33 protein-coding genes are annotated in these 23,020 nt (G+C 56.6%); 1 reads left to right on the top strand and 32 read right to left on the bottom strand.

Translation table 11 applies throughout. The features are described 5' to 3' along the window. Positions 1-17 precede the first annotated feature (17 nt). Positions 18-1,682 (top strand): M28 family peptidase, encoded by a 1,665-nt coding sequence (locus tag GTP27_RS20065; RefSeq protein WP_161040889.1) that lies wholly within the window; start codon positions 18-20, stop codon positions 1,680-1,682. Positions 1,683-1,744: 62 nt separating this feature from the next. On the opposite strand, the gene rplQ is transcribed toward GTP27_RS20065, so the two are convergent. The 32 genes from rplQ to GTP27_RS19905 all read right to left on the bottom strand — a co-directional run. Further along, on the bottom strand, positions 1,745-2,143 hold the full coding sequence (gene rplQ, locus GTP27_RS20060) for a 50S ribosomal protein L17 (protein WP_161036037.1): 399 nt from the start codon (positions 2,141-2,143) through the stop codon (positions 1,745-1,747). 125 nt (positions 2,144-2,268) lie between these two features. Then, the gene (locus GTP27_RS20055) at positions 2,269-3,246 is read right to left on the bottom strand and encodes a DNA-directed RNA polymerase subunit alpha (protein ID WP_155436376.1); all 978 of its coding nucleotides are present in this window, start codon (positions 3,244-3,246) and stop codon (positions 2,269-2,271) included. A 109-nt stretch (positions 3,247-3,355) separates the two neighbouring features. Continuing rightward, positions 3,356-3,979, bottom strand: coding sequence for a 30S ribosomal protein S4 (gene rpsD / locus GTP27_RS20050; protein WP_161040888.1), 624 nt, complete (start codon positions 3,977-3,979; stop codon positions 3,356-3,358). 211 nt (positions 3,980-4,190) lie between these two features. Beyond that, positions 4,191-4,595 carry a 30S ribosomal protein S11 gene (rpsK, locus tag GTP27_RS20045; RefSeq protein WP_072786827.1) on the bottom strand — a complete coding sequence of 135 codons (405 nt, stop codon included), beginning with the start codon at positions 4,593-4,595 and terminating at the stop codon, positions 4,191-4,193. 14 nt (positions 4,596-4,609) lie between these two features. Then, positions 4,610-4,975, bottom strand: a complete 366-nt coding sequence (gene rpsM / locus GTP27_RS20040; RefSeq protein WP_155436377.1) for a 30S ribosomal protein S13 — start codon at positions 4,973-4,975, stop codon at positions 4,610-4,612. A gap of 27 nt (positions 4,976-5,002) precedes the next feature. Next, the gene (gene rpmJ / locus GTP27_RS20035) at positions 5,003-5,116 is read right to left on the bottom strand and encodes a 50S ribosomal protein L36 (RefSeq protein ID WP_005663407.1); all 114 of its coding nucleotides are present in this window, start codon (positions 5,114-5,116) and stop codon (positions 5,003-5,005) included. A 33-nt stretch (positions 5,117-5,149) separates the two neighbouring features. Then, complete coding sequence (infA, locus tag GTP27_RS20030) at positions 5,150-5,368, bottom strand: translation initiation factor IF-1 (protein ID WP_005663428.1); 219 nt, start codon at positions 5,366-5,368, stop codon at positions 5,150-5,152. A gap of 18 nt (positions 5,369-5,386) precedes the next feature. Then, on the bottom strand, positions 5,387-6,721 hold the full coding sequence (gene secY, locus GTP27_RS20025; RefSeq protein WP_161040887.1) for a preprotein translocase subunit SecY: 1,335 nt from the start codon (positions 6,719-6,721) through the stop codon (positions 5,387-5,389). Positions 6,722-6,753: 32 nt separating this feature from the next. Then, positions 6,754-7,185: a 50S ribosomal protein L15 gene (gene rplO / locus GTP27_RS20020; RefSeq protein WP_155436379.1), complete on the bottom strand. Its 432-nt coding sequence runs from the start codon at positions 7,183-7,185 to the stop codon at positions 6,754-6,756. A 27-nt stretch (positions 7,186-7,212) separates the two neighbouring features. After that, entirely contained in the window at positions 7,213-7,395 is a 183-nt protein-coding gene (gene rpmD / locus GTP27_RS20015; RefSeq protein ID WP_155436380.1) for a 50S ribosomal protein L30, read from the bottom strand. A 10-nt stretch (positions 7,396-7,405) separates the two neighbouring features. Next, positions 7,406-7,924: a 30S ribosomal protein S5 gene (gene rpsE / locus GTP27_RS20010; protein ID WP_155436381.1), complete on the bottom strand. Its 519-nt coding sequence runs from the start codon at positions 7,922-7,924 to the stop codon at positions 7,406-7,408. 9 nt (positions 7,925-7,933) lie between these two features. Beyond that, entirely contained in the window at positions 7,934-8,296 is a 363-nt protein-coding gene (gene rplR / locus GTP27_RS20005; protein WP_155436382.1) for a 50S ribosomal protein L18, read from the bottom strand. Positions 8,297-8,310: 14 nt separating this feature from the next. After that, the gene (gene rplF / locus GTP27_RS20000) at positions 8,311-8,844 is read right to left on the bottom strand and encodes a 50S ribosomal protein L6 (RefSeq protein WP_161040886.1); all 534 of its coding nucleotides are present in this window, start codon (positions 8,842-8,844) and stop codon (positions 8,311-8,313) included. Between the two features lie 10 nt (positions 8,845-8,854). Further along, positions 8,855-9,250 (bottom strand): 30S ribosomal protein S8, encoded by a 396-nt coding sequence (gene rpsH, locus GTP27_RS19995; RefSeq protein WP_161036033.1) that lies wholly within the window; start codon positions 9,248-9,250, stop codon positions 8,855-8,857. A gap of 14 nt (positions 9,251-9,264) precedes the next feature. Continuing rightward, on the bottom strand, positions 9,265-9,570 hold the full coding sequence (rpsN, locus tag GTP27_RS19990; protein WP_155436385.1) for a 30S ribosomal protein S14: 306 nt from the start codon (positions 9,568-9,570) through the stop codon (positions 9,265-9,267). A gap of 7 nt (positions 9,571-9,577) precedes the next feature. After that, positions 9,578-10,117 (bottom strand): 50S ribosomal protein L5, encoded by a 540-nt coding sequence (gene rplE, locus GTP27_RS19985; RefSeq protein WP_155436386.1) that lies wholly within the window; start codon positions 10,115-10,117, stop codon positions 9,578-9,580. Between the two features lie 6 nt (positions 10,118-10,123). Further along, positions 10,124-10,438, bottom strand: a complete 315-nt coding sequence (rplX, locus tag GTP27_RS19980; RefSeq protein WP_161040885.1) for a 50S ribosomal protein L24 — start codon at positions 10,436-10,438, stop codon at positions 10,124-10,126. 9 nt (positions 10,439-10,447) lie between these two features. Beyond that, positions 10,448-10,816, bottom strand: a complete 369-nt coding sequence (gene rplN, locus GTP27_RS19975) for a 50S ribosomal protein L14 (protein ID WP_155436388.1) — start codon at positions 10,814-10,816, stop codon at positions 10,448-10,450. A gap of 265 nt (positions 10,817-11,081) precedes the next feature. After that, positions 11,082-11,348, bottom strand: coding sequence for a 30S ribosomal protein S17 (gene rpsQ / locus GTP27_RS19970; RefSeq protein ID WP_155436389.1), 267 nt, complete (start codon positions 11,346-11,348; stop codon positions 11,082-11,084). After that, positions 11,345-11,536, bottom strand: a complete 192-nt coding sequence (gene rpmC, locus GTP27_RS19965; RefSeq protein WP_155436390.1) for a 50S ribosomal protein L29 — start codon at positions 11,534-11,536, stop codon at positions 11,345-11,347. Before rpmC ends, rpsQ begins: the two co-directional genes overlap by 4 nt. A 12-nt stretch (positions 11,537-11,548) precedes the next feature. Then, positions 11,549-11,968 (bottom strand): 50S ribosomal protein L16, encoded by a 420-nt coding sequence (gene rplP, locus GTP27_RS19960; protein WP_008444302.1) that lies wholly within the window; start codon positions 11,966-11,968, stop codon positions 11,549-11,551. A 2-nt stretch (positions 11,969-11,970) separates the two neighbouring features. Beyond that, a complete protein-coding gene (gene rpsC, locus GTP27_RS19955) occupies positions 11,971-12,747 on the bottom strand; it encodes a 30S ribosomal protein S3 (protein WP_155436391.1) in 777 nt (258 codons plus the stop codon). A gap of 9 nt (positions 12,748-12,756) precedes the next feature. Further along, a complete protein-coding gene (rplV, locus tag GTP27_RS19950) occupies positions 12,757-13,089 on the bottom strand; it encodes a 50S ribosomal protein L22 (RefSeq protein ID WP_174864456.1) in 333 nt (110 codons plus the stop codon). Further along, a complete protein-coding gene (gene rpsS, locus GTP27_RS19945; protein ID WP_050409767.1) occupies positions 13,086-13,361 on the bottom strand; it encodes a 30S ribosomal protein S19 in 276 nt (91 codons plus the stop codon). Before rpsS ends, rplV begins: the two co-directional genes overlap by 4 nt. A gap of 9 nt (positions 13,362-13,370) precedes the next feature. Continuing rightward, positions 13,371-14,198, bottom strand: coding sequence for a 50S ribosomal protein L2 (rplB, locus tag GTP27_RS19940; RefSeq protein WP_155436393.1), 828 nt, complete (start codon positions 14,196-14,198; stop codon positions 13,371-13,373). Beyond that, on the bottom strand, positions 14,198-14,512 hold the full coding sequence (rplW, locus tag GTP27_RS19935; RefSeq protein ID WP_161036031.1) for a 50S ribosomal protein L23: 315 nt from the start codon (positions 14,510-14,512) through the stop codon (positions 14,198-14,200). The genes rplB and rplW overlap by 1 nt, the downstream gene beginning before the upstream one ends. After that, a complete protein-coding gene (rplD, locus tag GTP27_RS19930) occupies positions 14,509-15,129 on the bottom strand; it encodes a 50S ribosomal protein L4 (protein ID WP_161040884.1) in 621 nt (206 codons plus the stop codon). Before rplD ends, rplW begins: the two co-directional genes overlap by 4 nt. A gap of 3 nt (positions 15,130-15,132) precedes the next feature. After that, positions 15,133-15,789 (bottom strand): 50S ribosomal protein L3, encoded by a 657-nt coding sequence (rplC, locus tag GTP27_RS19925; RefSeq protein ID WP_155436396.1) that lies wholly within the window; start codon positions 15,787-15,789, stop codon positions 15,133-15,135. Between the two features lie 300 nt (positions 15,790-16,089). Next, positions 16,090-18,984 (bottom strand): TonB-dependent receptor domain-containing protein, encoded by a 2,895-nt coding sequence (locus GTP27_RS19920; protein WP_161040883.1) that lies wholly within the window; start codon positions 18,982-18,984, stop codon positions 16,090-16,092. Between the two features lie 299 nt (positions 18,985-19,283). Continuing rightward, positions 19,284-22,088, bottom strand: a complete 2,805-nt coding sequence (locus GTP27_RS19915; protein ID WP_371865957.1) for a TonB-dependent receptor plug domain-containing protein — start codon at positions 22,086-22,088, stop codon at positions 19,284-19,286. Positions 22,089-22,404: 316 nt separating this feature from the next. Further along, positions 22,405-22,722, bottom strand: coding sequence for a 30S ribosomal protein S10 (gene rpsJ, locus GTP27_RS19910; protein ID WP_028101676.1), 318 nt, complete (start codon positions 22,720-22,722; stop codon positions 22,405-22,407). A 125-nt stretch (positions 22,723-22,847) separates the two neighbouring features. Then, positions 22,848-23,020 (bottom strand): EF-Tu C-terminal domain-related protein (locus GTP27_RS19905; RefSeq protein ID WP_503826532.1); only part of this gene is annotated, 173 nt, incomplete at its 5' end.

The following is a 23,020-nucleotide window of genomic DNA, read 5'->3' as shown; positions in this document are numbered from 1 at the left end:
ATCAAACGGAGTGAACCATGGCGACCCTACGCCCCCTGCTGTGCTCTACCCTGCTGGTCTGCGCGGGTGCGCAGGCACAGAGCCCCGACGCGGCGCTGGCCAGCATCCGGGCCGATGAACTGCTGCAGCACATCAAGGTGCTGGCCTCGGACGAATTCGAAGGCCGCGCGCCCGGCTCGGTGGGTGAAACCCGCACGGTGGAATATCTGCAGCAGCAGTTCCGCCAGCTGGGCCTGCGGCCCGGCAATCCGGACGGCAGCTGGGTGCAGGGTGTGCCCATGCGCGGGCAGCATCCGGTGCCGCAGTTCCGCTACAGCGTCAACGGCAAGCAGGTCAGCCTGAAGTTCCCCGAGGATTATGTAGCCCACTCCACCACGCCGGGCGACCATGCCCGCATCAGGGGTTCGGACATCGTATTCGTCGGCTACGGCGTGCAGGCGCCCGAATACGGCTGGGACGACTACAAGGGGCTGGACGTCAAAGGCAAAACCCTGCTGATGCTGATTAACGATCCCGCCATTCCCGATCCGAACAATCCGGATCAGCTCGATCCGGCCATGTTCAAGGGCAAGGCCATGACGTATTACGGGCGCTGGACCTATAAATACGAGATCGCCGCCAGGCTCGGTGCGGCGGCCGCCATCATCATCCACGAAACCAAGCCGGCCGCCTATCCGTGGGACGTGGTACGCAGCGGTGGCGTGGGCGAGCATTTCAGCCTGCAGCGCAAAGGCGCCGATCCCGATGCGCCAACCGTGCCGGGCTGGATACAGCTGGAGCGCGCCAGAGAACTGCTGGCGGCAGCCGGCTACGACTTCGACCAGCTCAAGCAGCAGGCACTCAAAAAGGAGTTCCAGCCGCTAGTACTGAAGGCCAAGGCCGACTTCCAGATCGACAACCAGACGCGCAGCCTGAAATCGAACAATGTGGTGGCGCTGATCGAAGGCAGCGATCCCAAGCTCAAGCATGAATACCTGATCTACAGCGCGCACTGGGATCACCTCGGCATCGATACCCGTCTACCCGGCAGCCGCACGGAGCAGATCTACCATGGCGCGCTCGACAACGCTTCCGGCACGGCCGCACTGCTGGCGCTCGCCAAGGCCTACAAGGCGCTGCCGGCGCCCAAGCGTTCCATCCTGTTCATTGCCACCACGGCAGAGGAACGGGGCCTGCTGGGCGCCAAATACTATGCCGCCCATCCGCTGGTGCCGCTGCGCCAGACGGTGGCCAACATCAATATCGACGGCATCAATGCATGGGGTAAAACAGCGCAGATCGAGAACGTGACGTCAGGCCATTCCAGCATAGACGCGCTGCTGGCCAAGTATGCGGCGGCACAGGGCCGCAGAATGGACAACGATAGCCGCCCCGAACTGGGCAGCTTCTACCGTGCCGACCAGCTGGAGTTTGCCCGCGCCGGCGTGCCCGTGCTGTACACCAAGGCACGCAGCGCCTACCTCGACCGCCCCGACAATTATGCGACGGAAGTGGTCAATCACTACGTGGCGCACGACTACCACCAGACCAGCGACATCGTGCGCCCGGACTGGGATTTCAGCGGCGGCGTGCAGGACATCAGCCTGCTGTTCCAGGTGGGGCTGGAGATCGCCAACGGCAGCACGCCACAGTGGCTCGACGGTTCCGAATTCAAAGCCGCCGGCCAGCGCCGCCTGCGCTAAACCCAGCGCAAATAAAAAAAGCCGGGCGAACCCGGCTTTTTTAATGCGCACTAACGCGAAGATTACTCTTCAGCGGTTGGAGCGGCTTCGATGTCGGTTGCTTCTGGACGGTCCAGCAGCTCAACGTAAGCCATAGGAGCGTTGTCGCCAACACGGAAACCCATTTTCAGGATGCGCAGGTAACCGCCGTTGCGGTTAGCGTAACGTGGGCCCAGTTCTGCGAACAGCTTCAGAACGATTTCACGATCGCGCAGACGCGAGAATGCCAGACGCTTGTTAGCCAGGGTGTCGGTCTTGCCCAGGGTCAGGATAGGCTCAACAACGCGGCGCAGTTCTTTCGCTTTAGGCAGCGTGGTTTTGATGGCTTCATGACGCAGCAGGGAAACGGTCATGTTGCGCAGCATAGCCAGACGGTGGGACGAGGTACGGTTCAGCTTACGGAGGCCGTGACGGTGACGCATGGTACTTCCTTTCAGTGTTTAAATCCGAGTTCTTCGATCGCCTGATATCGCTACAAGGCGCGGACCGGTTCTAGGGATGACGTCCGGCACACCATGTGCCGGACGGGTACTGCTAATACGACAGATTACTTTTCCAGACCAGCAGGCGGCCAGTTTTCCAGCTTCATGCCCAGGGTCAGGCCGCGCGAAGCCAGAACTTCCTTGATTTCGTTGAGCGACTTGCGACCCAGGTTTGGCGTCTTCAGCAGTTCGTTTTCCGAACGCTGGATCAGATCGCCGATGTAGTAGATGTTTTCTGCTTTCAGGCAGTTGGCCGAACGGACGGTCAATTCCAGATCGTCCACTGGACGCAGCAGGATAGGATCGACCAGCGGTGCGCGCGATGGCGCTTCGGCAGCCGCTTCGGTGCCTTCCAGTGCAGCGAACACATTCAGCTGGTCCACCAGGACGCGGGCCGATTGACGGATCGCTTCTTCCGGCGAGATCACACCATTGGTTTCAATGTTGATGATCAGCTTGTCCAGGTCGGTACGCTGTTCCACACGGGCCGATTCCACGGCGTAGGAAACCCGGCGCACCGGCGAGAACGACGCATCCAGAATGATGCGGCCGATGGTTTTGTTGGTGTCTTCGGACAGACGGCGGACGTTACCGGGCACATAGCCACGGCCTTTTTCCACTTTGATCTGCATGTCCAGCTTGCCGCCAGCGGTCAGGTGGGCAATCACGTGCTCAGGGTTGATCAGCTCTACATCGTGCGGCAGATCGATATCCGATGCCAGCACGGCGCCTTCGCCTTCTTTCTTCAGGGTCAGGGTGACGGAGTCACGGTTGTGGACTTTGAAGACCACGCCCTTCAGGTTCAGCAGCAGATCAACGACGTCTTCCTGCACGCCGTCCAGCGACGAGTATTCGTGTACCACACCGGCGATGGTTACTTCGGTCGGCGCGTAGCCTACCATCGACGACAGCAGGACGCGGCGCAGCGCGTTACCCAGGGTGTGGCCATAGCCGCGTTCGAACGGTTCCATCACGACTTTGGCGTGACCGGCACCCAGTGCCTCGACGTCGATAATACGTGGCTTCAACAGACTGTTTTGCATGTAAATGTCCTTTTCAATACCCTCGGCGCGTTAGGCCGATAAGGCTGATGGCATTAGTGAAAACGCCCACTCGTGGGAGTGGGCGGGTTTTTTTGCAGCGAACTACAGATTAACGCGAGTACAGCTCGACGATCAGCGATTCGTTGACGTCGTTAGCGATTTCGTTACGCTCTGGCAGGGACTTGAAGGTACCTTCCATTTTCTTGGCATCGACCGACACCCACGAAGGCATACCGACTTGTTCAGCCAGCGACAGCGCTTCGATGATACGGGTTTGCTTTTTCGATTTTTCGCGTACAGCGATGACGTCGCCGACTTTTACCGAGTACGAAGCGATGTTCACTACCTGGCCGTTCACGGTGAAGGCTTTGTGCGAAACCAGCTGACGTGCTTCAGCGCGGGTCGAGCCGAAGCCCATGCGGTAAGCAACGTTGTCCAGACGGGTTTCCAGCAGTTTCAGCAGGGTTTCACCGGTGTTGCCTTTGCGGCGGTCAGCTTCAGCGAAGTAGCGACGGAACTGACGTTCCAGTACGCCGTACATACGCTTAACTTTTTGCTTTTCGCGCAGCTGGTTGCCGTAGTCCGAGGTACGGGCACCCGATTTAACGCCGTGCTGGCCTGGTTTGACGTCCAGTTTGCACTTGCTGTCCAGCGAGCGACGTGCGCTCTTCAGGAACAGGTCAGTACCTTCACGACGGGAGAGTTTAGCTTTAGGACCGATATAACGTGCCACGATGCTTCCTTTTTATAAATAATAACGCCCCAGCCATCTTGCGACGGTTAGGCGCTAGTCTGATCCTCAGGGTGGGCCAGACGGTGGCTAAATAAAATCTGCGGCGTACATTTTGCGTACCCGCAAGACGAGAACAGCCGGAGAGTATAGCCGTTTCCGGCCTACTGCTCCAGCTTTTTTTAACAGCATACCCGCTGAAGCGGGCACGCCATTAGATACGACGACGTTTTGGAGGACGGCAGCCGTTGTGCGGTACTGGGGTCACGTCCTGGATCTCGGTGATCTTGATGCCCAGGTTGTTCAGTGCGCGCACTGCGGATTCACGACCAGGACCTGGGCCCTTGATACGTACTTCCAGGTTCTTCACGCCGCATTCGATCGCGACTTTACCAGCTGCTTCAGCCGCAACCTGCGCTGCGAACGGGGTCGATTTACGCGAACCCTTGAAGCCAGCACCACCGGAGGTCGCCCACGACAGAGCATTGCCCTGACGGTCGGTGATGGTGATGATGGTGTTGTTGAAGGAAGCGTGAACGTGAGCGATACCTTCGGCAACGTTCTTCTTGACCTTCTTGCGTACGCGCGCTGCTGCGGCGCTGCTTTGTTGCTTAGCCATGTGATTTCCCTAGATTATTTCTTGAGCGATTGAGCGGCTTTGCGCGGGCCCTTGCGGGTACGTGCATTGGTGCGGGTGCGCTGACCGCGGACCGGCAGGCCCTTACGGTGACGCAGGCCGCGGTAGCAACCCAGATCCATCAAACGCTTGATGTTCATGGACAGTTCGCGACGCAGATCGCCTTCGACGATGAATTTAGCTACTTCATCGCGCAGTTTTTCCAGTTCGCTGTCGTCCAGATCTTTGACCTTTTTATCGGTCGCAATACCCGTAGCGGCGCAGATGAATTTTGCGCGTGGACGGCCTACACCGTAGATGGCCGTCAGGCCGATAACGGTATGCTGATGATTTGGGATATTAACCCCTGCAATACGTGCCATTCGTTATTCCTCGATAAATAACGGTTATTAACCTTGACGCTGCTTGTGACGTGGTTCGACGCAGATTACGCGAACAACGCCCTTGCGCTTGATGATCTTGCAGTTGCGGCAGATCCGCTTGACTGAGGCGTTAACTTTCATTTTGCACTCTCTTGTTGGTTCGATTATCTAAAATTACTTGGTCCGGAACACGATACGTGCACGGCTCAGATCATAAGGTGTCAGCTCTACCGTCACCTTGTCGCCAGGAAGAATGCGGATATAGTTCATCCGCATTTTACCCGAAATATGCCCGAGCACCACGTGTCCGTTTTCCAGCTTTACTCGAAATGTTGCATTTGGCAGATTCTCAAGAATCTCGCCCTGCATCTGTATGACGTCGTCTTTTGCCATTCGGTATGTTTACCGCGCTTATCGCGTCGGAATTCCGCCTTTGAAATTTGCTTTGCGCAGCAGCGATTCATATTGCTGCGACATTACATAGTTTTGTACCTGGGCCATGAAATCCATGGTCACAACTACAATAATCAACAGAGAAGTACCACCAAAATAGAACGGTACTTTCCACTCGGCTTGCATGAATTCCGGCAACAAACACACCAGGGTAATGTAGATGGCGCCAGCCAGTGTCAAACGTGTCAGGATCTTGTCGATATAGCGGGCAGTCTGCTCACCGGGACGTATCCCTGGCACAAAGGCCCCGCTCTTCTTCAAGTTGTCCGCTGTTTCCTTGCTGTTAAATACCAGCGCTGTATAGAAGAAACAGAAAAACACGATCGCAATGGCGTACAACAGTGCGTGGATGGGCTCGCCTGGCCCCATCGATGCAGCCAAATCTTTCAGGAACCGGACTGCAGGATTGGCCGTATCGGCGCCTGCAGTGAACCAGCCCACGATCGTTGCCGGGAACAAGATAATCGACGAAGCGAAGATAGGTGGAATCACGCCGGCCATATTCAACTTCAATGGCAGGTGCGAGGTTTGACCACCGTAAATCTTGTTGCCCACTTGACGTTTCGCATAATTCACCAGAATCTTGCGTTGGCCACGTTCGACAAAGACTACGAAGAACGTTACCGCGACAACCAGGATCATGATGACGATTGCAGAGAAGGCACCGATCGAACCGTTGGCAACCGACGAGGCCAGGCCTCCCAGTGCACCCGGCAGACCAGCCGCGATACCTGCAAAGATGATGATGGAGATGCCGTTACCGAGACCGCGCTCGGTAATCTGCTCGCCCAACCACATCACGAACATGGTTCCGGTCAACAGCGTCACGACCGTAACGAAGCGGAATGCATAGCCTGGATCCAGCACCAGACCTGCCTGCGACTCCAGTGCGACTGCAATGCCCAACGCTTGGAACGTCGCCAGCACCACCGTGAAATAACGGGTGTACTGGGTGATCTTGCGACGGCCTGCTTCGCCTTCTTTTTTGAGCGCTTCCATCTGCGGCGAGACGATCGACACCAGTTGCATGATGATCGATGCCGAGATGTAAGGCGTGATACCCAACGCAAAGACTGTGAAGCGCGCGAGAGCGCCACCGCTGAACATGTTCAACATGCCCAGGATGCCACCCTCTTGCGACTTGAACAGCGCGGCCAATTGCACCGGATCAATCCCCGGAACGGGGATATGAGCACCGATACGATACACCACCAATGCGCCAAGCAAGAACCAGAGCCGGCCCCAAGGGAAACCAGCTGCTGCACTTTTAGCTAATTGTGGGTTAGTCGCCAATTTTCGCTCCGATCAAGCTGTTAGCGGTCAACTCAGGCTACCGAGCCGCCGGCTGCTTCGATGGCGGCTTTCGCGCCAGCGGTCACTTTCAGGCCTTTGAGGTTCACCGCTTTGGTGATCTCGCCGGACAGAATGACGCGCACATCGCGTGCCAGCACGCTCAGTACGCCAGCTTGTTTCAGTACCAGGATGTCGACATCGCCAACAGCCAGGTTGTTCAGGTCGGACAGACGCACTTCAGCTTTGAAGGTGGCGTTGAGCGACTTGAAACCGCGCTTAGGCAGACGGCGCTGCAGAGGCATCTGACCGCCTTCGAAGCCGACTTTGTGGAAGCCGCCCGAACGCGATTTTTGACCCTTGTGACCACGACCTGCGGTTTTACCCAGGCCGGAGCCGATACCGCGGCCTACGCGACGCTTAGCGTGCTTCGCGCCTTCGGCTGGTTGAATGGTATTCAGTTCCATGATTTCTCCGTGTGTAAGCCCGGGGGCTTACGCAACAACTTTAACGAGGTACGAGACTTTGTTGATCATGCCGCGCACGGATGGGGTGTCTTGCAGCTCGGAAACCGAGTTTACACGACGCAGACCCAGACCGCGGACGGTAGCACGGTGATCTTCACGCGTGCCGATCAAGCCCTTGACCAATTGTACTTTGATGGTTTTTTGTGTCATCGCGTTCACCTTAGCCCAGGATGTCTTCTACCGATTTGCCGCGTTTAGCAGCAATCTCAGCAGGAGTACTCATTTTTGCCAGACCGTCCAGCGTGGCGCGTACCAGGTTGTAAGGGTTGCTCGAACCGGTGGATTTTGCCACCACGTCGGTCACGCCCATTACTTCGAAGATTGCGCGCATAGCGCCGCCAGCGATCACGCCGGTACCAGGTTTCGCAGGCGACATCATCACTTTCGATGCGCCGTGACGACCGGTCACGGTGTGTTGCAGGGTACCGTTTTTGAGGGAAACCTTGATCAGGTTGCGACGGGCTTCTTCCATTGCCTTCTGCACACCGACTGGAACTTCCTTCGACTTGCCTTTGCCCATGCCGATGCGGCCATCGCCGTCACCAACTACGGTCAGCGCGGCGAAACCCATGATACGACCACCTTTGACCACTTTGGTCACGCGGTTGATCGCGATCATTTTTTCGCGCATGCCATCATCCGGCTTGTCGCTTGCCATTTTTGCTTGCATTTTTGCCATGATCGTTCCTTAGAACTTCAGACCGGCTTCGCGCGCGGCTTCTGCCAGCGCCTTCACACGGCCGTGGTAACGGAAACCGGAGCGGTCGAACGCTACTTCGGTAATCCCTGCTTTCAGTGCTTTCTCTGCGACGCGCTTGCCAACCAGAGCGGCAGCAGCAGCATTGCCGCCTTTGCCCGACTTGCCAGCCAGTTCGTTGCGCACTTCGACTTCTGCCGTGGAGGCCGATACCAGTACTTTGGCATCTGGCGAGGTCAGGTTCGCGTAAATATGCTGATTGGTGCGGTGTACCGACAGGCGGTTCACTTTCAGTTGCGCGATCTTGATCCGGGTTTGGCGTCCGCGGCGCAGACGTGATTCTTTCTTGTCCATCGTCAGCCCCTAATTTACTTCTTCTTGGTTTCTTTGATCTTAACCACTTCGTCCGAATAACGGACGCCCTTGCCTTTGTATGGCTCAGGAGCGCGGTAAGCACGAACTTCAGCAGCCACCTGGCCCACTTTTTGACGGTCGATGCCTTTGATGACGATCTCGGTCGGAGTGGCCGTTGCGCAGGTCACGCCGGCTGGCATGGTGTGCACGACAGGGTGGGAGAAGCCCAGCGACAGGTTCAGCTTGTCGCCTTGTGCTTGAGCTTTGTAGCCCACGCCGATCAGGTTCAGCTTCTTCTCGAAACCTTTGGTTACGCCGTTGACCATGTTGTTGACCAGAGCGCGCAGCGTGCCGGACATGGCATTGGCTTCGCGGGAGTCATTGGCTGGCGTAAAGCTCAGGGTTCCTGCATTGTTTTCTACTGCTACCAGACCGTTGAGGGCCTGGGTCAGCACGCCCAGCGGGCCTTTTACGGTGATCGCTTGTGCGGAGATGGCGACTTCAGCGCCAGCTGGCACAGCGATAGGCATTTTAGCTACTCGAGACATGTGTAACTCCTTATGCGACGTAGCAAATAACTTCGCCGCCGACACCGGTAGCGCGTGCTTTGCGGTCAGTCATGACGCCTTGCGGAGTCGACACGATCGCCACACCCAAGCCATTCATCACAGTAGGGATCTCGTCTTTGCCTTTGTAGATGCGCAGGCCCGGACGGGACACGCGCTCCAGGCGCTCGATGACGGGACGGCCAACATAATACTTCAAACCGATTTTCAGTTCCGCTTTGCCACCAGCTTCGGCAACCGCGAAATCTTCAATGTAACCCTCGTCCTTCAGGACGTTGGCAATCGCAACTTTGACTTTCGACGATGGCATGGCCACGGTCGCTTTTTGCACGCCTTGGGCGTTGCGAATGCGGGTCAGCATATCGGCGATAGGATCGCTCATACTCATTGCTTATTCTCCTATTACCAGCTTGCTTTAGTCATACCCGGAATTTCACCACGCATGGCGAATTCACGGAGCTTGATACGGCCCAGACCGAATTTACGGAAGGTGCCGCGTGGACGACCGGTGACGGCGCAGCGGTTACGCTGGCGGGTCGGTGCCGAGTTACGTGGCAGCGCTTGCAGTTTCAGGCGCGCTTCGTAACGTTCTTCTTCCGACTTCGACTGGTCATCAATGATGGCCTTCAGTGCAGCGCGCTTTGGAGCAAACTTGTTTGCCAGGTCAATGCGCTTCTGCTCACGGTTAATCAGTGCGAGTTTTGCCATGATCTACTTAGTTCCTGAACGGGAATTTAAAGGCGGCGAGCAGAGCTTTCGCTTCGTCGTCGGTCTTGGCGGTGGTGGTGATCGAAATGTTCAGACCACGCAGCGCATCGATCTTGTCGTACTCGATTTCCGGGAAGATGATCTGCTCTTTCACGCCGATGTTGTAGTTACCACGACCATCGAACGCACGGCCATTCACACCGCGGAAGTCGCGCACGCGTGGCAGAGCCACGGTGATGAAGCGATCCAGGAACTCGTACATACGAGCGCCGCGCAGGGTAACCATGGTACCGATCGGGTAGCCTTCACGGATTTTGAAACCCGCGATTGCTTTACGCGATTTGGTGGTCACTGGCTTCTGGCCAGCGATCTTGGTCAGATCGCCGACAGCGTGCTCGAGGACCTTCTTGTCCGCAACAGCCTCACCCACACCCATGTTCAGGGTGATCTTGGTCAGACGTGGAACTTCCATTACCGACTTGTAACCGAATTTAGCGGTCAGGTCAGCAACGACTTTTTCTTTATAGAACTCTTGGAGACGTGCCATGATTTCTTAAGCCTTCACTACTTCGCCGGACGATTTGAAGATGCGGACTTTTTTGCCGTCCACTTCTTTGAAACCAACACGGTCTGCCTTGCCAGTCGCTGCATTGAACAGTGCAACGTTGGACACGTGAATCGGCATAGTCTTATCGACGATACCACCTTGTACGCCAGTCATTGGGTTAGGCTTGGTCGCTTTTTTAGCAACGTTGACGCCTTCAACCACGACGTGCTCAGCATCTACGCGACGCTGAACGACGCCACGCTTGCCCTTGTCTTTCCCGGCCAGAACGATGACTTCGTCGTTTTTACGAATCTTATCCATTACGACTCCTTACAGGACTTCAGGTGCCAGGGACACGATCTTCATGAACTTTTCAGTACGCAGTTCGCGCGTCACTGGTCCAAAAATACGGGTACCGATAGGCTCCAGCTTGGCGTTCAGCAGTACGGCGGCATTGCCGTCGAACTTCACCAGGGAACCATCTTGGCGGCGCACACCTTTAGCGGTACGCACAACCACGGCGTTATAAATTTCACCTTTTTTAACACGGCCACGTGGCGCAGCAACCTTAACGGTTACTTTGATCACATCGCCAATGCTTGCATAACGGCGCTTGGAGCCGCCCAACACCTTGATGCACAGAACTTCTTTTGCACCGGTGTTGTCGGCCACTTCGAGCCGGCTTTCAGTTTGAATCATAGTATTCTCTTTCCCAACTTAAGCCGAAGAATCCACACAATGCGGACCTGCGGTCAGTCTTGGTCCCGCCAGAGTGCTCATGCAGAGCCCACTGTTTGGGTGCTTGACCTTCGTACTGCTACTGACCGCGCGGTTCTGCGTCTGTGGCCAGACACTTTGCGGCGTTACATGAACGAAGCCCGCAAGTATTACATACAATTTGCGGGCTTGCAAGAACTAATTGAAAAACCGCCCCCGGCCCTAAGACCGGAGGCGATGTCGTCAATTAAACGATTTGTGCGGCTTGCACCACACGCGTTACGGTCCATGCCTTCGTTTTGGAGATCGGACGACCTTCCGTGATTTCCACCGTGTCACCGGCTTTCACCTGGTTGGTCTCGTCGTGCGCGTGGTACTTGTTCGAGCGGACGATGATCTTACCGTACAAAGGATGTTTCACGTGACGTTCGATCAGAACGGTAACGGTTTTGTCCATTTTATCGGACACCACCTTACCGATCAGAGTACGCTTCAGCTTTACTTGATCAGTCATTTGGCTTCCTTCGTGTTCATTACCGTTTTTACACGTGCGATATCGCGACGTACCTTCTTGAGCTGCGAGGTGTTGCTCAGCTGTTGCGTAGCGATTTGCATACGCAGGCCAAACTGTGCCTTCAACAGGTCATTCAGCTCTTTTTGCAGAGCGTCCTGGTCTTTGCCGCGGAGTTCAGATGCTTTCATATTTCACTCCTGTTATTGACCAACTTGACGAACCACGAAGGTGGTTGCCAGTGGCAGTTTGGCAGCGGCCAGGCGGAATGCTTCGCGCGCCAGTTCTTCTGCGACGCCATCCATTTCGTACAGGACTTTGCCTGGACGGATTTCGGCGACGTAGTATTCCGGATTACCTTTACCGTTACCCATACGGACTTCGGCAGGCTTGTTCGAAATCGGTTTGTCCGGGAACACGCGGATCCAGATACGGCCGCCACGTTTGATGTGACGGGTCATGGCGCGACGTGCTGCCTCGATTTGACGGGCCGTGATACGACCACGGGCCACGGCTTTCAGACCGAATTCGCCGAACGACACCGAAGTGCCGGCGGTGTGCGAAATGCCGGTGTTACGGCCTTTCTGCTCTTTACGATACTTTCTGCGTGCTGGTTGCAGCATGATTATTCTCCTGCTTTCTCGGCCGGCTTGGCGGCGCTACGCACACGGCCGGCACCGGCTGGACGACGGCCAGCTGGTTTACCGTCGTCGCGACGTGGGCCACGTGGCTTCTTCTCGTCTGGTGGGGTATCGATCACTGGTGCGTCGCCGTTAGCCGAACGATCGCCTTTGTAAACCCAAACCTTCACACCGATGATGCCGTAGGTGGTCGAAGCTTCGCTGGTACCGTAGTCGATATCGGCGCGCAGGGTGTGCAGTGGCACACGGCCTTCGCGATACCACTCTTTACGAGCGATTTCGATACCGTTCAGACGGCCCGACGACATGATCTTGATGCCCAGGGCACCCAGACGCATGGCGTTTTGCATAGCACGTTTCATCGCGCGGCGGAACATGATGCGCTTTTCCAGCTGCTGAGCGATCGAATCAGCGATCAGCTGCGAGTCGATTTCTGGCTTGCGGATTTCTTCGATGTTCACATGCACAGGCACGCCCATGATCTTGGTCAGGGCCGACTTCAGTACTTCGATGTCTTCGCCTTTTTTACCAATGACCACGCCCGGACGCGAGCTGTAGATGGTGAAGCGCGCGTTCTTGGCTGGACGCTCGATCACGATGCGGCCGACCGAAGCGTTCTTCAGCTTGGTTTTCAGGAAAGCGCGAGCTTTCAGGTCTTCATTCAGCATGGCAGCAAAGTTGCCATTGCCAGCGTACCAGCGCGAAGCCCAGTTACGGGTTACGGCCAGACGGAAACCGGTTGGATGTATCTTCTGTCCCATCGTGACTCCTTAGTTGCCGACAGTCACGTAAATGTGACAGGATTGTTTCGAGATACGATCACCCCGGCCTTTAGCGCGTGCAGTGAAGCGCTTCAGGATCGGGCCCTTTTCGACGTAGATCGTTTTCACGAACAGTTCGTCGATGTCCGCGCCGTCATTGTGCTCGGCGTTGGCGATAGCCGACTCCAGCACTTTCTTGATGATGGTCGCACCCTTTTTTGGGCTGAATTGCAGAATGTTGAGTGCAGCGTCAACCTTCTTGCCACGGATCAGGTCAGCAACCAGACGGCCTTTTTGGTCCGACAGGCGCACACCTTTGAGGATAGCTTTGGTTTCCATTATTTCTTCGCCTTCTTGTCAGCGGCATGGCCCTTGAACGTGCGGGTCAGCGCGAATTCACCGAGCTTGTGACCAACCATGTTCTCGGAAACATACACAGGCACGTGCAGCTTGCCGTTGTGAACAGCGATCGTCAGGCCGATGAAGTCAGGCATGATGGTCGAGCGACGGGACCAGGTTTTGATTGGCTTTTTGTCTTTGGTCGCTTGCGCGGCTTCGACTTTTTTCACCAGGTGGGCGTCACAGAACGGCCCTTTTTTCAATGAACGAGTCATGATTTATCCTTATTTCTTGCCGCGGCGCGAGACGATCATCGAAGAAGTGCGCTTGTTGCTGCGAGTCTTCTTACCCTTGGTCTGCTGGCCCCATGGCGACACTGGGTGACGACCAGCTGCAGTACGGCCTTCACCACCACCGTGCGGGTGGTCGATCGGGTTCATGACCACACCGCGAACGGTAGGACGAACACCGCGCCAGCGCATCGCACCAGCTTTACCGATCTTACGCAGGCTGTGTTCGGCATTGCCGACTTCACCCACGGTTGCACGGCACTCGATGTGTACGCGACGTACTTCACCCGAGCGCAGACGCACCTGAGCGTAAGTACCTTCACGAGCCATCAGTACAACGCCGGCGCCGGCGGTACGGGCCATCTGGGCACCCTTACCTGGCAACATTTCGACGCAGTTCATCACGGTACCAACCGGAATGTTGCGGATCGGCAGGCAGTTACCGGCTTTGATCGGAGCTTCCGAACCGTTCATCACGGTGTCGCCCACGGCCATGCCTTTGGTAGCGATGATGTACTGACGCTCACCGTCGGCGTAGCACAGCAGAGCGATGTGCGCGGTACGGTTAGGATCGTATTCGATACGTTCCACTTTTGCAGGAATGCCATCTTTTTGACGCTTGAAGTCAACCAGACGATAGTGCTGCTTGTGGCCACCGCCGATGTGACGGGTGGTGATGTGACCGTTGTTGTTACGGCCAGCAGTTTTCGATTTTTTCTCAACCAGCGCTGCGAACGGACGGCCTTTGTACAGGTCGGCGTTAACAACTTTCACCATGCCGCGACGGCCTGGGGAGGTTGGCTTCATCTTAACGAGTGCCATTATTTAGCCTCCTCGGAGAAATTGATTTCCTGGCCAGGTTTCAGGCACACGAAAGCGCGCTTGGTATGGTTGCGGCGGCCGATGTGAGCACCGGAACGCTTCTGCTTACCTTCGCGGTTGACGGTCTGCACCGATTCCACTTCCACTTTGAACAGCAGTTCAACAGCGGCTTTGATTTCTGGCTTGGTCGCATCGGTGCTAACACGGAACACGATCTGCTCGTTCTTTTCCGCGACCATGGTGGCCTTCTCGGAAATGACCGGAGCCACCAGCACCTTCATCAGGCGCTCTTCGCTAAATTTCAATGCGCTCATGCCAGCATCTCCTCAATCTTAGCCAGTGCAGCTTTGGTGACCAGGATCTTCTTGTAGAACACCAGGGACATTGGATCTGCGTGACGTGGTTCAACGACCAGAACGTTCGGCAGATTGCGCGAAGCCAGTTCCAGGTTTTCGTTGGCGGTGTCGGTGATGATCAGTACCGAGTCAAAGCCCATGCCGGTCAGCTTTTGCGACAGCAGCTTGGTCTTTGGAGCTTCGATGGTCAGATCTTCGATAACGGTCAGACGGTCTTCGCGAGCCAGTTGCGACAGGATCGAGCACAGGCCGGCGCGGTACATCTTCTTGTTCACTTTGTGGGTGAAGTTCTCGTCAGGCGAGTTCGGGAAGATGCGACCACCGCCGCGCCACAGTGGCGACGACGACATACCAGCACGAGCACGGCCGGTACCTTTTTGGCGCCATGGCTTCTTGGTCGTGTGGTGTACTTCTTCACGGTCTTTCTGCTTGCGGTTGCCGCTACGAGCATTGGCTTGGTAAGCAACGACGATCTGGTGGATCAGGGCTTCGTTGTAGTCACGGCCGAAGACGGTGTCGGCGGCAGCAACGTTAGAGGCGGCTTGACCTTGTGCGTTCAAGAGCTTGAGTTCCATCGTTTAAGCTCCCTTCTTTGCTTTAACTTTGACAGCAGGCGACACGACAACCTGGCCGTTTTTCGCGCCTGGGATCGCGCCTTTGACCAGCAGCAGCTGACGGTCGGCATCGATACGGGCGATTTCGAGGTTCTGCACGGTGCAGGTTACGTCACCGAGGTGACCGGTCATGCGCTTACCAGGGAATACGCGACCTGGATCCTGCGCCATACCGATGGAACCTGGTACGTTGTGCGAACGGGAGTTACCGTGGGTCTGACGACCCGAAGCAAAGTTGTGACGCTTGATGGTACCAGCGTAACCCTTACCGATCGATACGCCTTGCACGTCAACTTTCTGACCAACTTCGAACAGCGAAACGGCAACGGTGTCGCCAGCTTTCAGTTCAGCAGCTTTGGTAACGTCAATGCGGAATTCTTTCAGCGTGGTACCGGCTTCAACGCCAGCTTTGGCGTGGTGACCAGCGACGGCTTTGGTCACGCGGGAAGCGCGACGTTGACCGAATGCAACCTGAACAGCGGAGTAACCATCCGTTTCAGGCGTTTTGATTTGCGCAACACGGTTGTTCGATACGTCCAACACGGTGACTGGGATCGAATCCCCGTCATCGGTGAAGATGCGCATCATACCAACCTTGCGACCGAGGAGGCCTAGGCTCATTTTTTCTCCATTCCCACCTACGATTGGGCGGGGCTTTGTTTAACTACTAAAATAAGTACGGACCAATAAAAAAGACATATCCATACCGAAGCCGGCTAGTTTAGCGCGAAAAGACCCTTGACGCAACAACTTAATACGAGGTATGTCGGGTTTTCTTGCAGGCGCAGCCGAAACAGGGGAAAGATTGCCGGAACCAGCATAGCTGCGGGCTGGCGCCCTCCTCTGCGGAAAGAAAAACAGCGCCTTGCGGGCGCTGTTTTTGAGCTGCAACAGACCGGCTGACTGCCGGTCCGGCACGGCTTAGAAGGTGTAGTTGGCGCTAAAGGTGAAGTAGCGGCCCTGGTTGTTATGCAGACCTTCGTTATAGCCTTGCAGCGGGCTCGCTGCCGTGCTTACGCCATAGCGCGGATCATACGGTGCTTTGGTGTCGAACAGATTCTGGATATTGAAGCTGAGCGACAGGTTCTTGAAGCCCGTGTAGCTATAGCCCAGACCCACCGTGGTCCAGCTATTGACGGCGCAGTCAGGGAAGTACGCCTCGTACAGCGGCACGGTAGCGTCACGATCCGGTTCGGCATCGGTCGGCTTCGGTGTGCCATAGTGGCAGAACGGCTGGGCAAAGGTGTCGGTACCATCATAACGGCGCAGCAGCGATACTGGGCCGATGTAGTTGACGGTGGCCGTCAGTGCATGATCGCCGCGGCTCCAGGTAGCCGTCAGATTGCTCTTCCAGCGTGGCAGATCCAGACCGCTGCTGATCGCCCAGTCGGTAATGCCGGCACTGCTGCCTGCCAGATTGTGCTCGATGTCGCCATCATGCGCCGCGATCGAATAGTGCGACATATAGGTGGAAGATAGCTTGGTATTGAAGGTCCCCCAGTCGCCCAGATTCTTACGGTGACGCACTTCCAGATCGATACCGCGCACTTCCGAAGCACCCTGATTGATCCATGGCTCTTTGACCATCAGCAGCGGACCCGAGTTCGGAATCACGTTGCCCTTGGAGTCGGTCACCCAGTTGACCGGATTAGGGTCGCGGATAACGTTGCCGGGATTGCGGTCCTCGTTCTTCAGCGCGTCGAAGGCCGAGCCCAGTATCACTTCGCCGGTCTTACGGATACGCCACATATCGATGGTCATGTCCAGATTCGAGGTCGGCGAAATGACCAGACCGATCGAGTAGCTCTTGGATTTTTCCGGCACCAGATCCGGATTGGCACCACCGGTACCGGCAGCGGATTTGTTGCAATCGACTTCGGTCGCGCCATTTTTCGGCGTAACGTTGTCCGCTTCGCAACGACGGCGGTCCCAGATGTTGTTCAGGAAGAACTGGGCACCACCGGGCGTTACCTGGGTCAGACCCGGCGCGCGGAAGCCGCGTGCATAGGTACCGCGCACGGCCACGGAATCGGCCACGGTCCATTTGCCGCCCACTTTAGGCACGAAGTTGGTCTTGATGTCGGGGTATTTATCCAGACGGCCGGCAAAATCGAATTCCAGATTTTTCAGCACCGGCGTACGCAATTCGACGAAGGCCGATTTGACGTCGCGCTGGCCATCGATCACGGTATTGGCCAGGCCATAGATCTGGCCGGAAGCGACCAGCGGATCCGGATTCAGATTGATCTTCTCGCGGCGTACTTCGGTACCCAGCGCCAGTGCCATCGGACCGCCCGGCAGCGCGCCGAACTCGGTATTCACCTTGGCATCCCACTGCAGGATGGAGGCCTTGTTGTCGCTGACTACGTCGTGCGACAGGGTCGGGTCGGCGGCCAGCGCAGCGAGCGAAGTGCCGGTATTGAGCTTGCGCAGGGTCGGCAGGTACAGACGGCCATAGGTCACATCGTTTTTCTGCGACTGATTCCACAGCAGACCGGTATTCCAGTCCCAGCCCGACCAGGTGCCTTCCAGACCGACCAGTGTGCGGATACCCTTGTTGATGTTCTGGGTGCCGCCCTGGAGGTTTTCGAAGCGGTAGCCGACCGAAGCGCGCGCCGTCGGGAAGGGATTGTCCGGATGGCCGATCGGCAGAATGACCTGGAAGGGATCGGCCACGCCGGTTGCGGTAAAGTTGGTCACCGAGGACTGGCCCAGCGTAATCGGCGCACCCGTGTAGTTACGCTCGGTGCGGCTGAACGCCACTTCGGCAAAGGCGCGGGTGTTGGCGCCCAGTTTGAGCACGGCGCGGCTCATCACATTCTCGTCGTTGCCGGCACTCTGGGCTTCGAGGAACTTGGTGGTGTCGTAGTTACAGAAGGTACGGCCGATGAACACGCTGCGCGGCGACAGGCCCATGGCCGTGCTGCCCACCAGTTGCTGCGACGGGTCGCAATTGGTCCGCGTAATCAGACGGGTAGCAGCTTCGGACTGCGCTACACCGAAGTTGTTCGAGCCGGGTGTTCTTTCACGATAGAACGAGGGGCTAGCGGAAACGGTGCTGCCATATGGGGTGGCAAAGCGGCCATTCAGGATCTTGTACTGATCAACCTGAATGTCTGTCGCGTCGGCGCGCTTGACGCGGTCACGCTTGGACACGTCGGCCGCAATAAAGACGTTGTAACCATCCTTGTCGATATCGCCCTTGCCCCAGAACAGGCTGGCGCCGCGTTTGCCGAAGTTGCCGTCGTCATTGGCGCCGGCACGCACACCCACCTGCACGCCTTCATAATTGTTCTTAGTGATGAAGTTGATTACCCCGCCGATGGCGTCGGAACCATACACAGCCGAAGCGCCATCCTTGAGGATCTCGACCCGGTCCAGCGCCGACAGGGGAATGCTGTTCAGATCGTACAGCGTGGAATTGCCATCGTTGGGGTCGGCGTAGGCCGACGGCGTCATGCGGCGGCCATTGAGCAGTATCAGCGTCGACGTCGACGACAGGCCGCGCAGCGAGGCGGTAGAGACGCCGCGCGAGAAGCCGCCGTCATTGGTGTCGTAATTGTTGTCGGTGCCCATGGATGGCACGGTGCGCATCAGCTCGGCCACGGTAGCAGCGCCACTGGCCTTGATATCGAGCGCGGTAATCACCTGCACTGGCGACTCGCCTTCCTTGCCGACGCGCTTCAGATTCGAGCCGGTAACGTAGACGGTTTCCACTTCCTTGCCGGAAGTTTGCTGGGCATAAATAGCGGGTGTGTAAGCCAGCGTCAGGGCCACGGCGATGGCACTGCGTTTGCTCAATGGATGGTGTTTCAAAGTACCTCCCTCTGTTTTTCTTAGCAGATATTTGTAAATCTACGCAAAAGTTCGTAAAGCGGGTTGCCTTGCGAAGTATTCCTTGGTAGGCCTCCAATTTCGCACATTCAGAATTTCATGAAAAGAAAGATTTCCTAATTTGCTAATAAAATGAAGATGTAAGGGTTTCCTGTATTGTTTGCGCAACTCTGTCCCCAGCAGCGTTTAGCCACTGGCGAAAAAAAAACACCCCGGCCGCGCAAGGCGGACAGGGTGTCGCAAGTGTTACCCGGCCCTCAGGGCCGGGTCAGGAGCAATGCTTAGAAGGTGTAAGCAGCGCTCAGGCCGAAGGAACGGAACAGCATGTTGTTGGCGGTGATGCCATCACGGTAGTTGACTGGCGTATCCTGGTTCAGCAGGTTGTAGATATACGCGCTCAGCTTGACGTTTTTGCTCATGGTGTAAGCCAGGTTGTAATCAACCGTGGTGTAGGCACGCACTTTACCGCAAGCGGCCATCTGGTCAGCAGCAACCTTGTTGGTCACGCAGTAGGTTGGTGCGTCGTCGCTGTTCGGGCTCCAGGCACCACGGTAGTTCAGGGTGAAGCCCTGATCGACTTTACCCGTGTTCAGCGAACCGCGCAGTTTCATGCGCAGACGTGGACCACCGTCGTAGTTACCGGCCATGTTGATGCCGTAGGCATTGTCAGCCACGATGAACTGCTGGTATTTCAGTGCATAGGTACCATCCAGTTTCAGGGCTACATCACCCACGTTGGCGATCTTGAACTTGCCCGATGCGTCGAAGTCGAAGCCCGATGCGCGGGTTTTGCCCGAGTTGACGTATGGGTTGTACACCATGCCCAGCTTGCCGATGCCCTGGAAGCTGGTGGTGGTGCCCGGTGCGTATTTACGTACCAGTGCCAGGAACTCGTTGTCGGTGGCGGTATTGTCGATACGGATCAGCTGGCCGGCTGGCAGTGCTGCTTCGTTCTTCAGAATGTCGCCCACGGCACGGGTGCCGATCTCGTCTTTACGCTCGATGTTGTAGTAATCGAGTGCCAGCGTCCAGTTCTTGATCGGTTCCAGCACCAGCCCCAGAGTGTAGGAACGCGAGGTTTCCGGTTTCAGGTCAGGATTGGCCGAGACGAAGCTAGGCAGCGAGGACAGGCAGTCATTGTTACGATAGCTGTTGGCCAGCGCTTTGTCGGATGCGGTCGCGCTGGATTTCTGAATGATGTTGTTCAGTTCCGAAGCGATAGGGCAACGGCGCTGGTCGACCACGCTGGTCGCGACCGAGCTACGACCCAGACCGTTACCGGTTTCGACGATGTTAGGCGCACGGAAACCACCGGCAGCGGTAGCACGCAGCAGCAGCGAGTCCAGCGCTTGCACTTTGGCGCCCAGTTTAGGCGACAGGTGAGCTTCGGCGCCGCTGGTTTTGTCGGCACGCAGAGCAGCGCTCAGTTCCACCTTCTTCACCACCGGGATGGTGGCTTCGGTGAATACGGCGTACTGGCTCTGACGGTCTTTCACCTGCAGGCCGAATACGCCTACCAGTTCACCGCCCAGCACGTTGTCCGAGCTCTTCATTTCGTAGGAGTTACGACGAATGTCGGTACCCACGGCGATGCTCAGCGGACCGGCTGGCAGTTGCATCACTTCGCCGGTAACGGTCGCGTCGATGAATTCGATCTTCGCTTCGCCTTCGGTGGTACGGATAGGGAACATCTGGTTCAGCAGCGCTACGTCATTCTTCTGGCCGAACTTGTAGGTGTTGTTGACGATGGCGTCGGTGTAGCCTTTGGCGCTGACAGCGCGGGTGGCTTTGGTGGCGCTCGAGGTCATGTGGCCTACCGCCGATTTCCAGTCGAAGTTACCGACGGTGCCGTTCAGGGCCAGCATGAAGCGGCTCTGATCCGATTCGGTGCGGTTGAAGTTGAAGCCGTTGCCGGTATCCATCAGACGCGCACGGTATTCCACCGGGAAGGTGTATGGATTGCCGTTGTTGCCAACTGGCAGTTTAGGATAGCTGAAAGGACCAACCATTTTGCCGGCCAGAGCGTTGTACCACACGCTGGTCGAGGTGGTGGTGCTACCGTTGCTGGCGTTGAAAGGCGCAACGATGTAGTCGTTGTTGGCGCCGGCGGTGGTGATTTCGAAGTTAGCTTCGATATCGCGGCCGATCTTGAAGCGGGTGTTGCTGGCAGCAGCGTAGCGCTTGTTGTTGGTGGTCAGGCCGGTGTACTGCAGCACGTCGAATTTGCACAGCTTGTCGGCCGGGTCGATCGACGTTGCCGGGCAGCCTGGCGCAGCGACGATATTGGTCGAGCTCAGGAAGTAGTTACCGGTTGGCGAGAAGGTGCTCTTGGCATCCCAGGTCGAACGGCCCGGGGTGGCACGGTGCCAGTCCGGGTAGCGGCTGGCCAGCTCACCCTGGGTGTAACCGTCGCGCTTGTAGCCTTCGAAGGTCAGGTAGGTGTTGAAGCCGTTTTCTTCCAGATCGCCAAAGCCGTAGATGGCCGAAACGCTGCGGTTGCGGCGGTCGGCGAAACCGTCGGTGGCTTCGTAGTTAACCTGTACTTTACCGCCCTGGTAGTCTTTACGCAGGATGATGTTGATAACGCCGGCAATCGCGTCGGAACCGTAGATAGCGGAAGCGCCATCTTTCAGGATCTCGATGCGCTCGATCGCGTCGGTCGCGATAGCGTCCAGATTGGTGAAGTTTTCTTGCGCGCCGTCCGCCAGACCGTAAGGAGCGATACGGCGGCCATTGACCAGTACCAGAGTCGATACCTTGCCCAGACCGCGCATCGAAACGCCCGACGAACCGGTAGCGAAGCTGCCCGAGCTCGAGGTCGACGAGTTGATGTTGGTGGAGATGGCAGCGGTCGAGGTCAGCAGACCCAGCACGGTGTGCTCGCCGGTGCGCTCGATGTCCTTGCGCGACAGCACTTGCACGGAAGCAGCGGTTTCGCTGTCGGTGCGTTTGATGCTGGAACCGGTGATTTCCACACGCTGGATCTTAGGTTCGGCCGGAGCGGCGTCCTGCGCGTAGACAGCTGGAGCGAAAGCGAGAGCTAATGCGATCGAGATCGCATTCTTTTTCATGGTTGGATTTTTCACGTCTTTTCCCGAGTGGTAGTTACAAACTGTGCGTTGGACAGTGACGCCGGATCACGACGGCCTAGATCTTTTTTTAACGCAGCCTTGGAATTTCTCACAACATGGGCAAAAAAGAAAGACAAAAAGTGCTCAAACGCAAAATACCCTTCAATTAACTAAACATCCGTTGTTTTTCAGAATTATATTCGTAACATTTTGTTACGCATGTGTAGATCGATGGAACATAACCAAAAGTAAAAAAAGGGCCGGAAGTGCATGCTGATCATGCGCTTCCGGCCCTTGCGGCCACGCCGCCCGCAGGCGGCTATAGCGGGAATTATTGCAGTTTGATTTCGACGTCAACGCCAGCTGGCAGGTCCAGCTTCATCAGTGCGTCCACGGTTTTGTCGGTTGGATCAACGATGTCCATCAGACGCTGGTGGGTACGGATTTCGAACTGGTCGCGCGAGGTCTTGTTGACGTGTGGCGAACGCAGAACGTCGTAACGCTGGATGCGGGTAGGCAGAGGAACTGGGCCTTTGACCACAGCGCCGGTGCGCTTGGCAGTGTCAACGATTTCCAGAGCCGACTGGTCGATCAGTTTGTAATCGAAAGCTTTCAGACGGATACGGATTTTCTGGTTTGGTGCGGACATGATGTTTTCCTAAAAGAGCGAACTGGCAACTTTGTAGCGCCAGCAATTTAAAAAGAACGGGATACAGCACAAAGGGTCGACATGGTAACACACCTTGTCGACCCTGAGATATCAGCGCCTAAAAATTAGCCGATGATTTTTGCAACCACGCCTGCGCCTACGGTACGGCCGCCTTCGCGGATAGCGAAGCGCAGACCTTCTTCCATCGCGATCGGGTTGATCAGCTTAACGGTGATCGACACGTTGTCGCCTGGCATAACCATTTCTTTATCGGCTGGCAGCTCGATCGAACCGGTTA

The organism is Duganella qianjiadongensis, assembly GCF_009857915.1.
GTDB lineage: Bacteria > Pseudomonadota > Gammaproteobacteria > Burkholderiales > Burkholderiaceae_D > Rugamonas > Rugamonas qianjiadongensis.
Note: the sequence above shows the minus strand (reverse complement) of the source record. Positions and strands in the feature narration are given on the sequence as shown.

Bases quoted from the DNA above. Each gene is read 5' to 3' on its own strand.
- infA (WP_005663428.1), bottom strand. From the start codon at position 5,368: ATGGCAAAAGACGACGTCATACAGATGCAGGGCGAGATTCTTGAGAAT.
- rpsH (WP_161036033.1), bottom strand. From the start codon at position 9,250: ATGAGTATGAGCGATCCTATCGCCGATATGCTGACCCGCATTCGCAAC.
- rplC (WP_155436396.1), bottom strand. From the start codon at position 15,789: ATGAGCCTAGGCCTCCTCGGTCGCAAGGTTGGTATGATGCGCATCTTC.
- rpsQ (WP_155436389.1), bottom strand. From the start codon at position 11,348: ATGACTGATCAAGTAAAGCTGAAGCGTACTCTGATCGGTAAGGTGGTG.
- rpmJ (WP_005663407.1), bottom strand. From the start codon at position 5,116: ATGAAAGTTAACGCCTCAGTCAAGCGGATCTGCCGCAACTGCAAGATC.
- rpsK (WP_072786827.1), bottom strand. From the start codon at position 4,595: ATGGCTAAGCAACAAAGCAGCGCCGCAGCAGCGCGCGTACGCAAGAAG.
- rplW (WP_161036031.1), bottom strand. From the start codon at position 14,512: ATGAGCGCATTGAAATTTAGCGAAGAGCGCCTGATGAAGGTGCTGGTG.
- GTP27_RS20065 (WP_161040889.1), top strand. From the start codon at position 18: ATGGCGACCCTACGCCCCCTGCTGTGCTCTACCCTGCTGGTCTGCGCG.
- GTP27_RS20055 (WP_155436376.1), bottom strand. From the start codon at position 3,246: ATGCAAAACAGTCTGTTGAAGCCACGTATTATCGACGTCGAGGCACTG.
- rpsJ (WP_028101676.1), bottom strand. From the start codon at position 22,722: ATGTCCGCACCAAACCAGAAAATCCGTATCCGTCTGAAAGCTTTCGAT.
- rplP (WP_008444302.1), bottom strand. From the start codon at position 11,968: ATGCTGCAACCAGCACGCAGAAAGTATCGTAAAGAGCAGAAAGGCCGT.
- rpsE (WP_155436381.1), bottom strand. From the start codon at position 7,924: ATGGCAAAAATGCAAGCAAAAATGGCAAGCGACAAGCCGGATGATGGC.
- rplQ (WP_161036037.1), bottom strand. From the start codon at position 2,143: ATGCGTCACCGTCACGGCCTCCGTAAGCTGAACCGTACCTCGTCCCAC.
- rpmD (WP_155436380.1), bottom strand. From the start codon at position 7,395: ATGACACAAAAAACCATCAAAGTACAATTGGTCAAGGGCTTGATCGGC.
- rplD (WP_161040884.1), bottom strand. From the start codon at position 15,129: ATGGAACTCAAGCTCTTGAACGCACAAGGTCAAGCCGCCTCTAACGTT.
- rplN (WP_155436388.1), bottom strand. From the start codon at position 10,816: ATGATTCAAACTGAAAGCCGGCTCGAAGTGGCCGACAACACCGGTGCA.
- rplR (WP_155436382.1), bottom strand. From the start codon at position 8,296: ATGGACAAGAAAGAATCACGTCTGCGCCGCGGACGCCAAACCCGGATC.
- rpsM (WP_155436377.1), bottom strand. From the start codon at position 4,975: ATGGCACGTATTGCAGGGGTTAATATCCCAAATCATCAGCATACCGTT.
- rpmC (WP_155436390.1), bottom strand. From the start codon at position 11,536: ATGAAAGCATCTGAACTCCGCGGCAAAGACCAGGACGCTCTGCAAAAA.
- rplB (WP_155436393.1), bottom strand. From the start codon at position 14,198: ATGGCACTCGTTAAGATGAAGCCAACCTCCCCAGGCCGTCGCGGCATG.
- rplF (WP_161040886.1), bottom strand. From the start codon at position 8,844: ATGTCTCGAGTAGCTAAAATGCCTATCGCTGTGCCAGCTGGCGCTGAA.
- rplO (WP_155436379.1), bottom strand. From the start codon at position 7,185: ATGGAACTGAATACCATTCAACCAGCCGAAGGCGCGAAGCACGCTAAG.
- rpsN (WP_155436385.1), bottom strand. From the start codon at position 9,570: ATGGCAAAACTCGCACTGATTAACCGTGAGCAGAAGCGCATTGACCTG.
- rplE (WP_155436386.1), bottom strand. From the start codon at position 10,117: ATGGCACGTCTCCAAGAGTTCTATAAAGAAAAAGTCGTTGCTGACCTG.
- rplX (WP_161040885.1), bottom strand. From the start codon at position 10,438: ATGGATAAGATTCGTAAAAACGACGAAGTCATCGTTCTGGCCGGGAAA.
- rpsS (WP_050409767.1), bottom strand. From the start codon at position 13,361: ATGACTCGTTCATTGAAAAAAGGGCCGTTCTGTGACGCCCACCTGGTG.
- rpsC (WP_155436391.1), bottom strand. From the start codon at position 12,747: ATGGGACAGAAGATACATCCAACCGGTTTCCGTCTGGCCGTAACCCGT.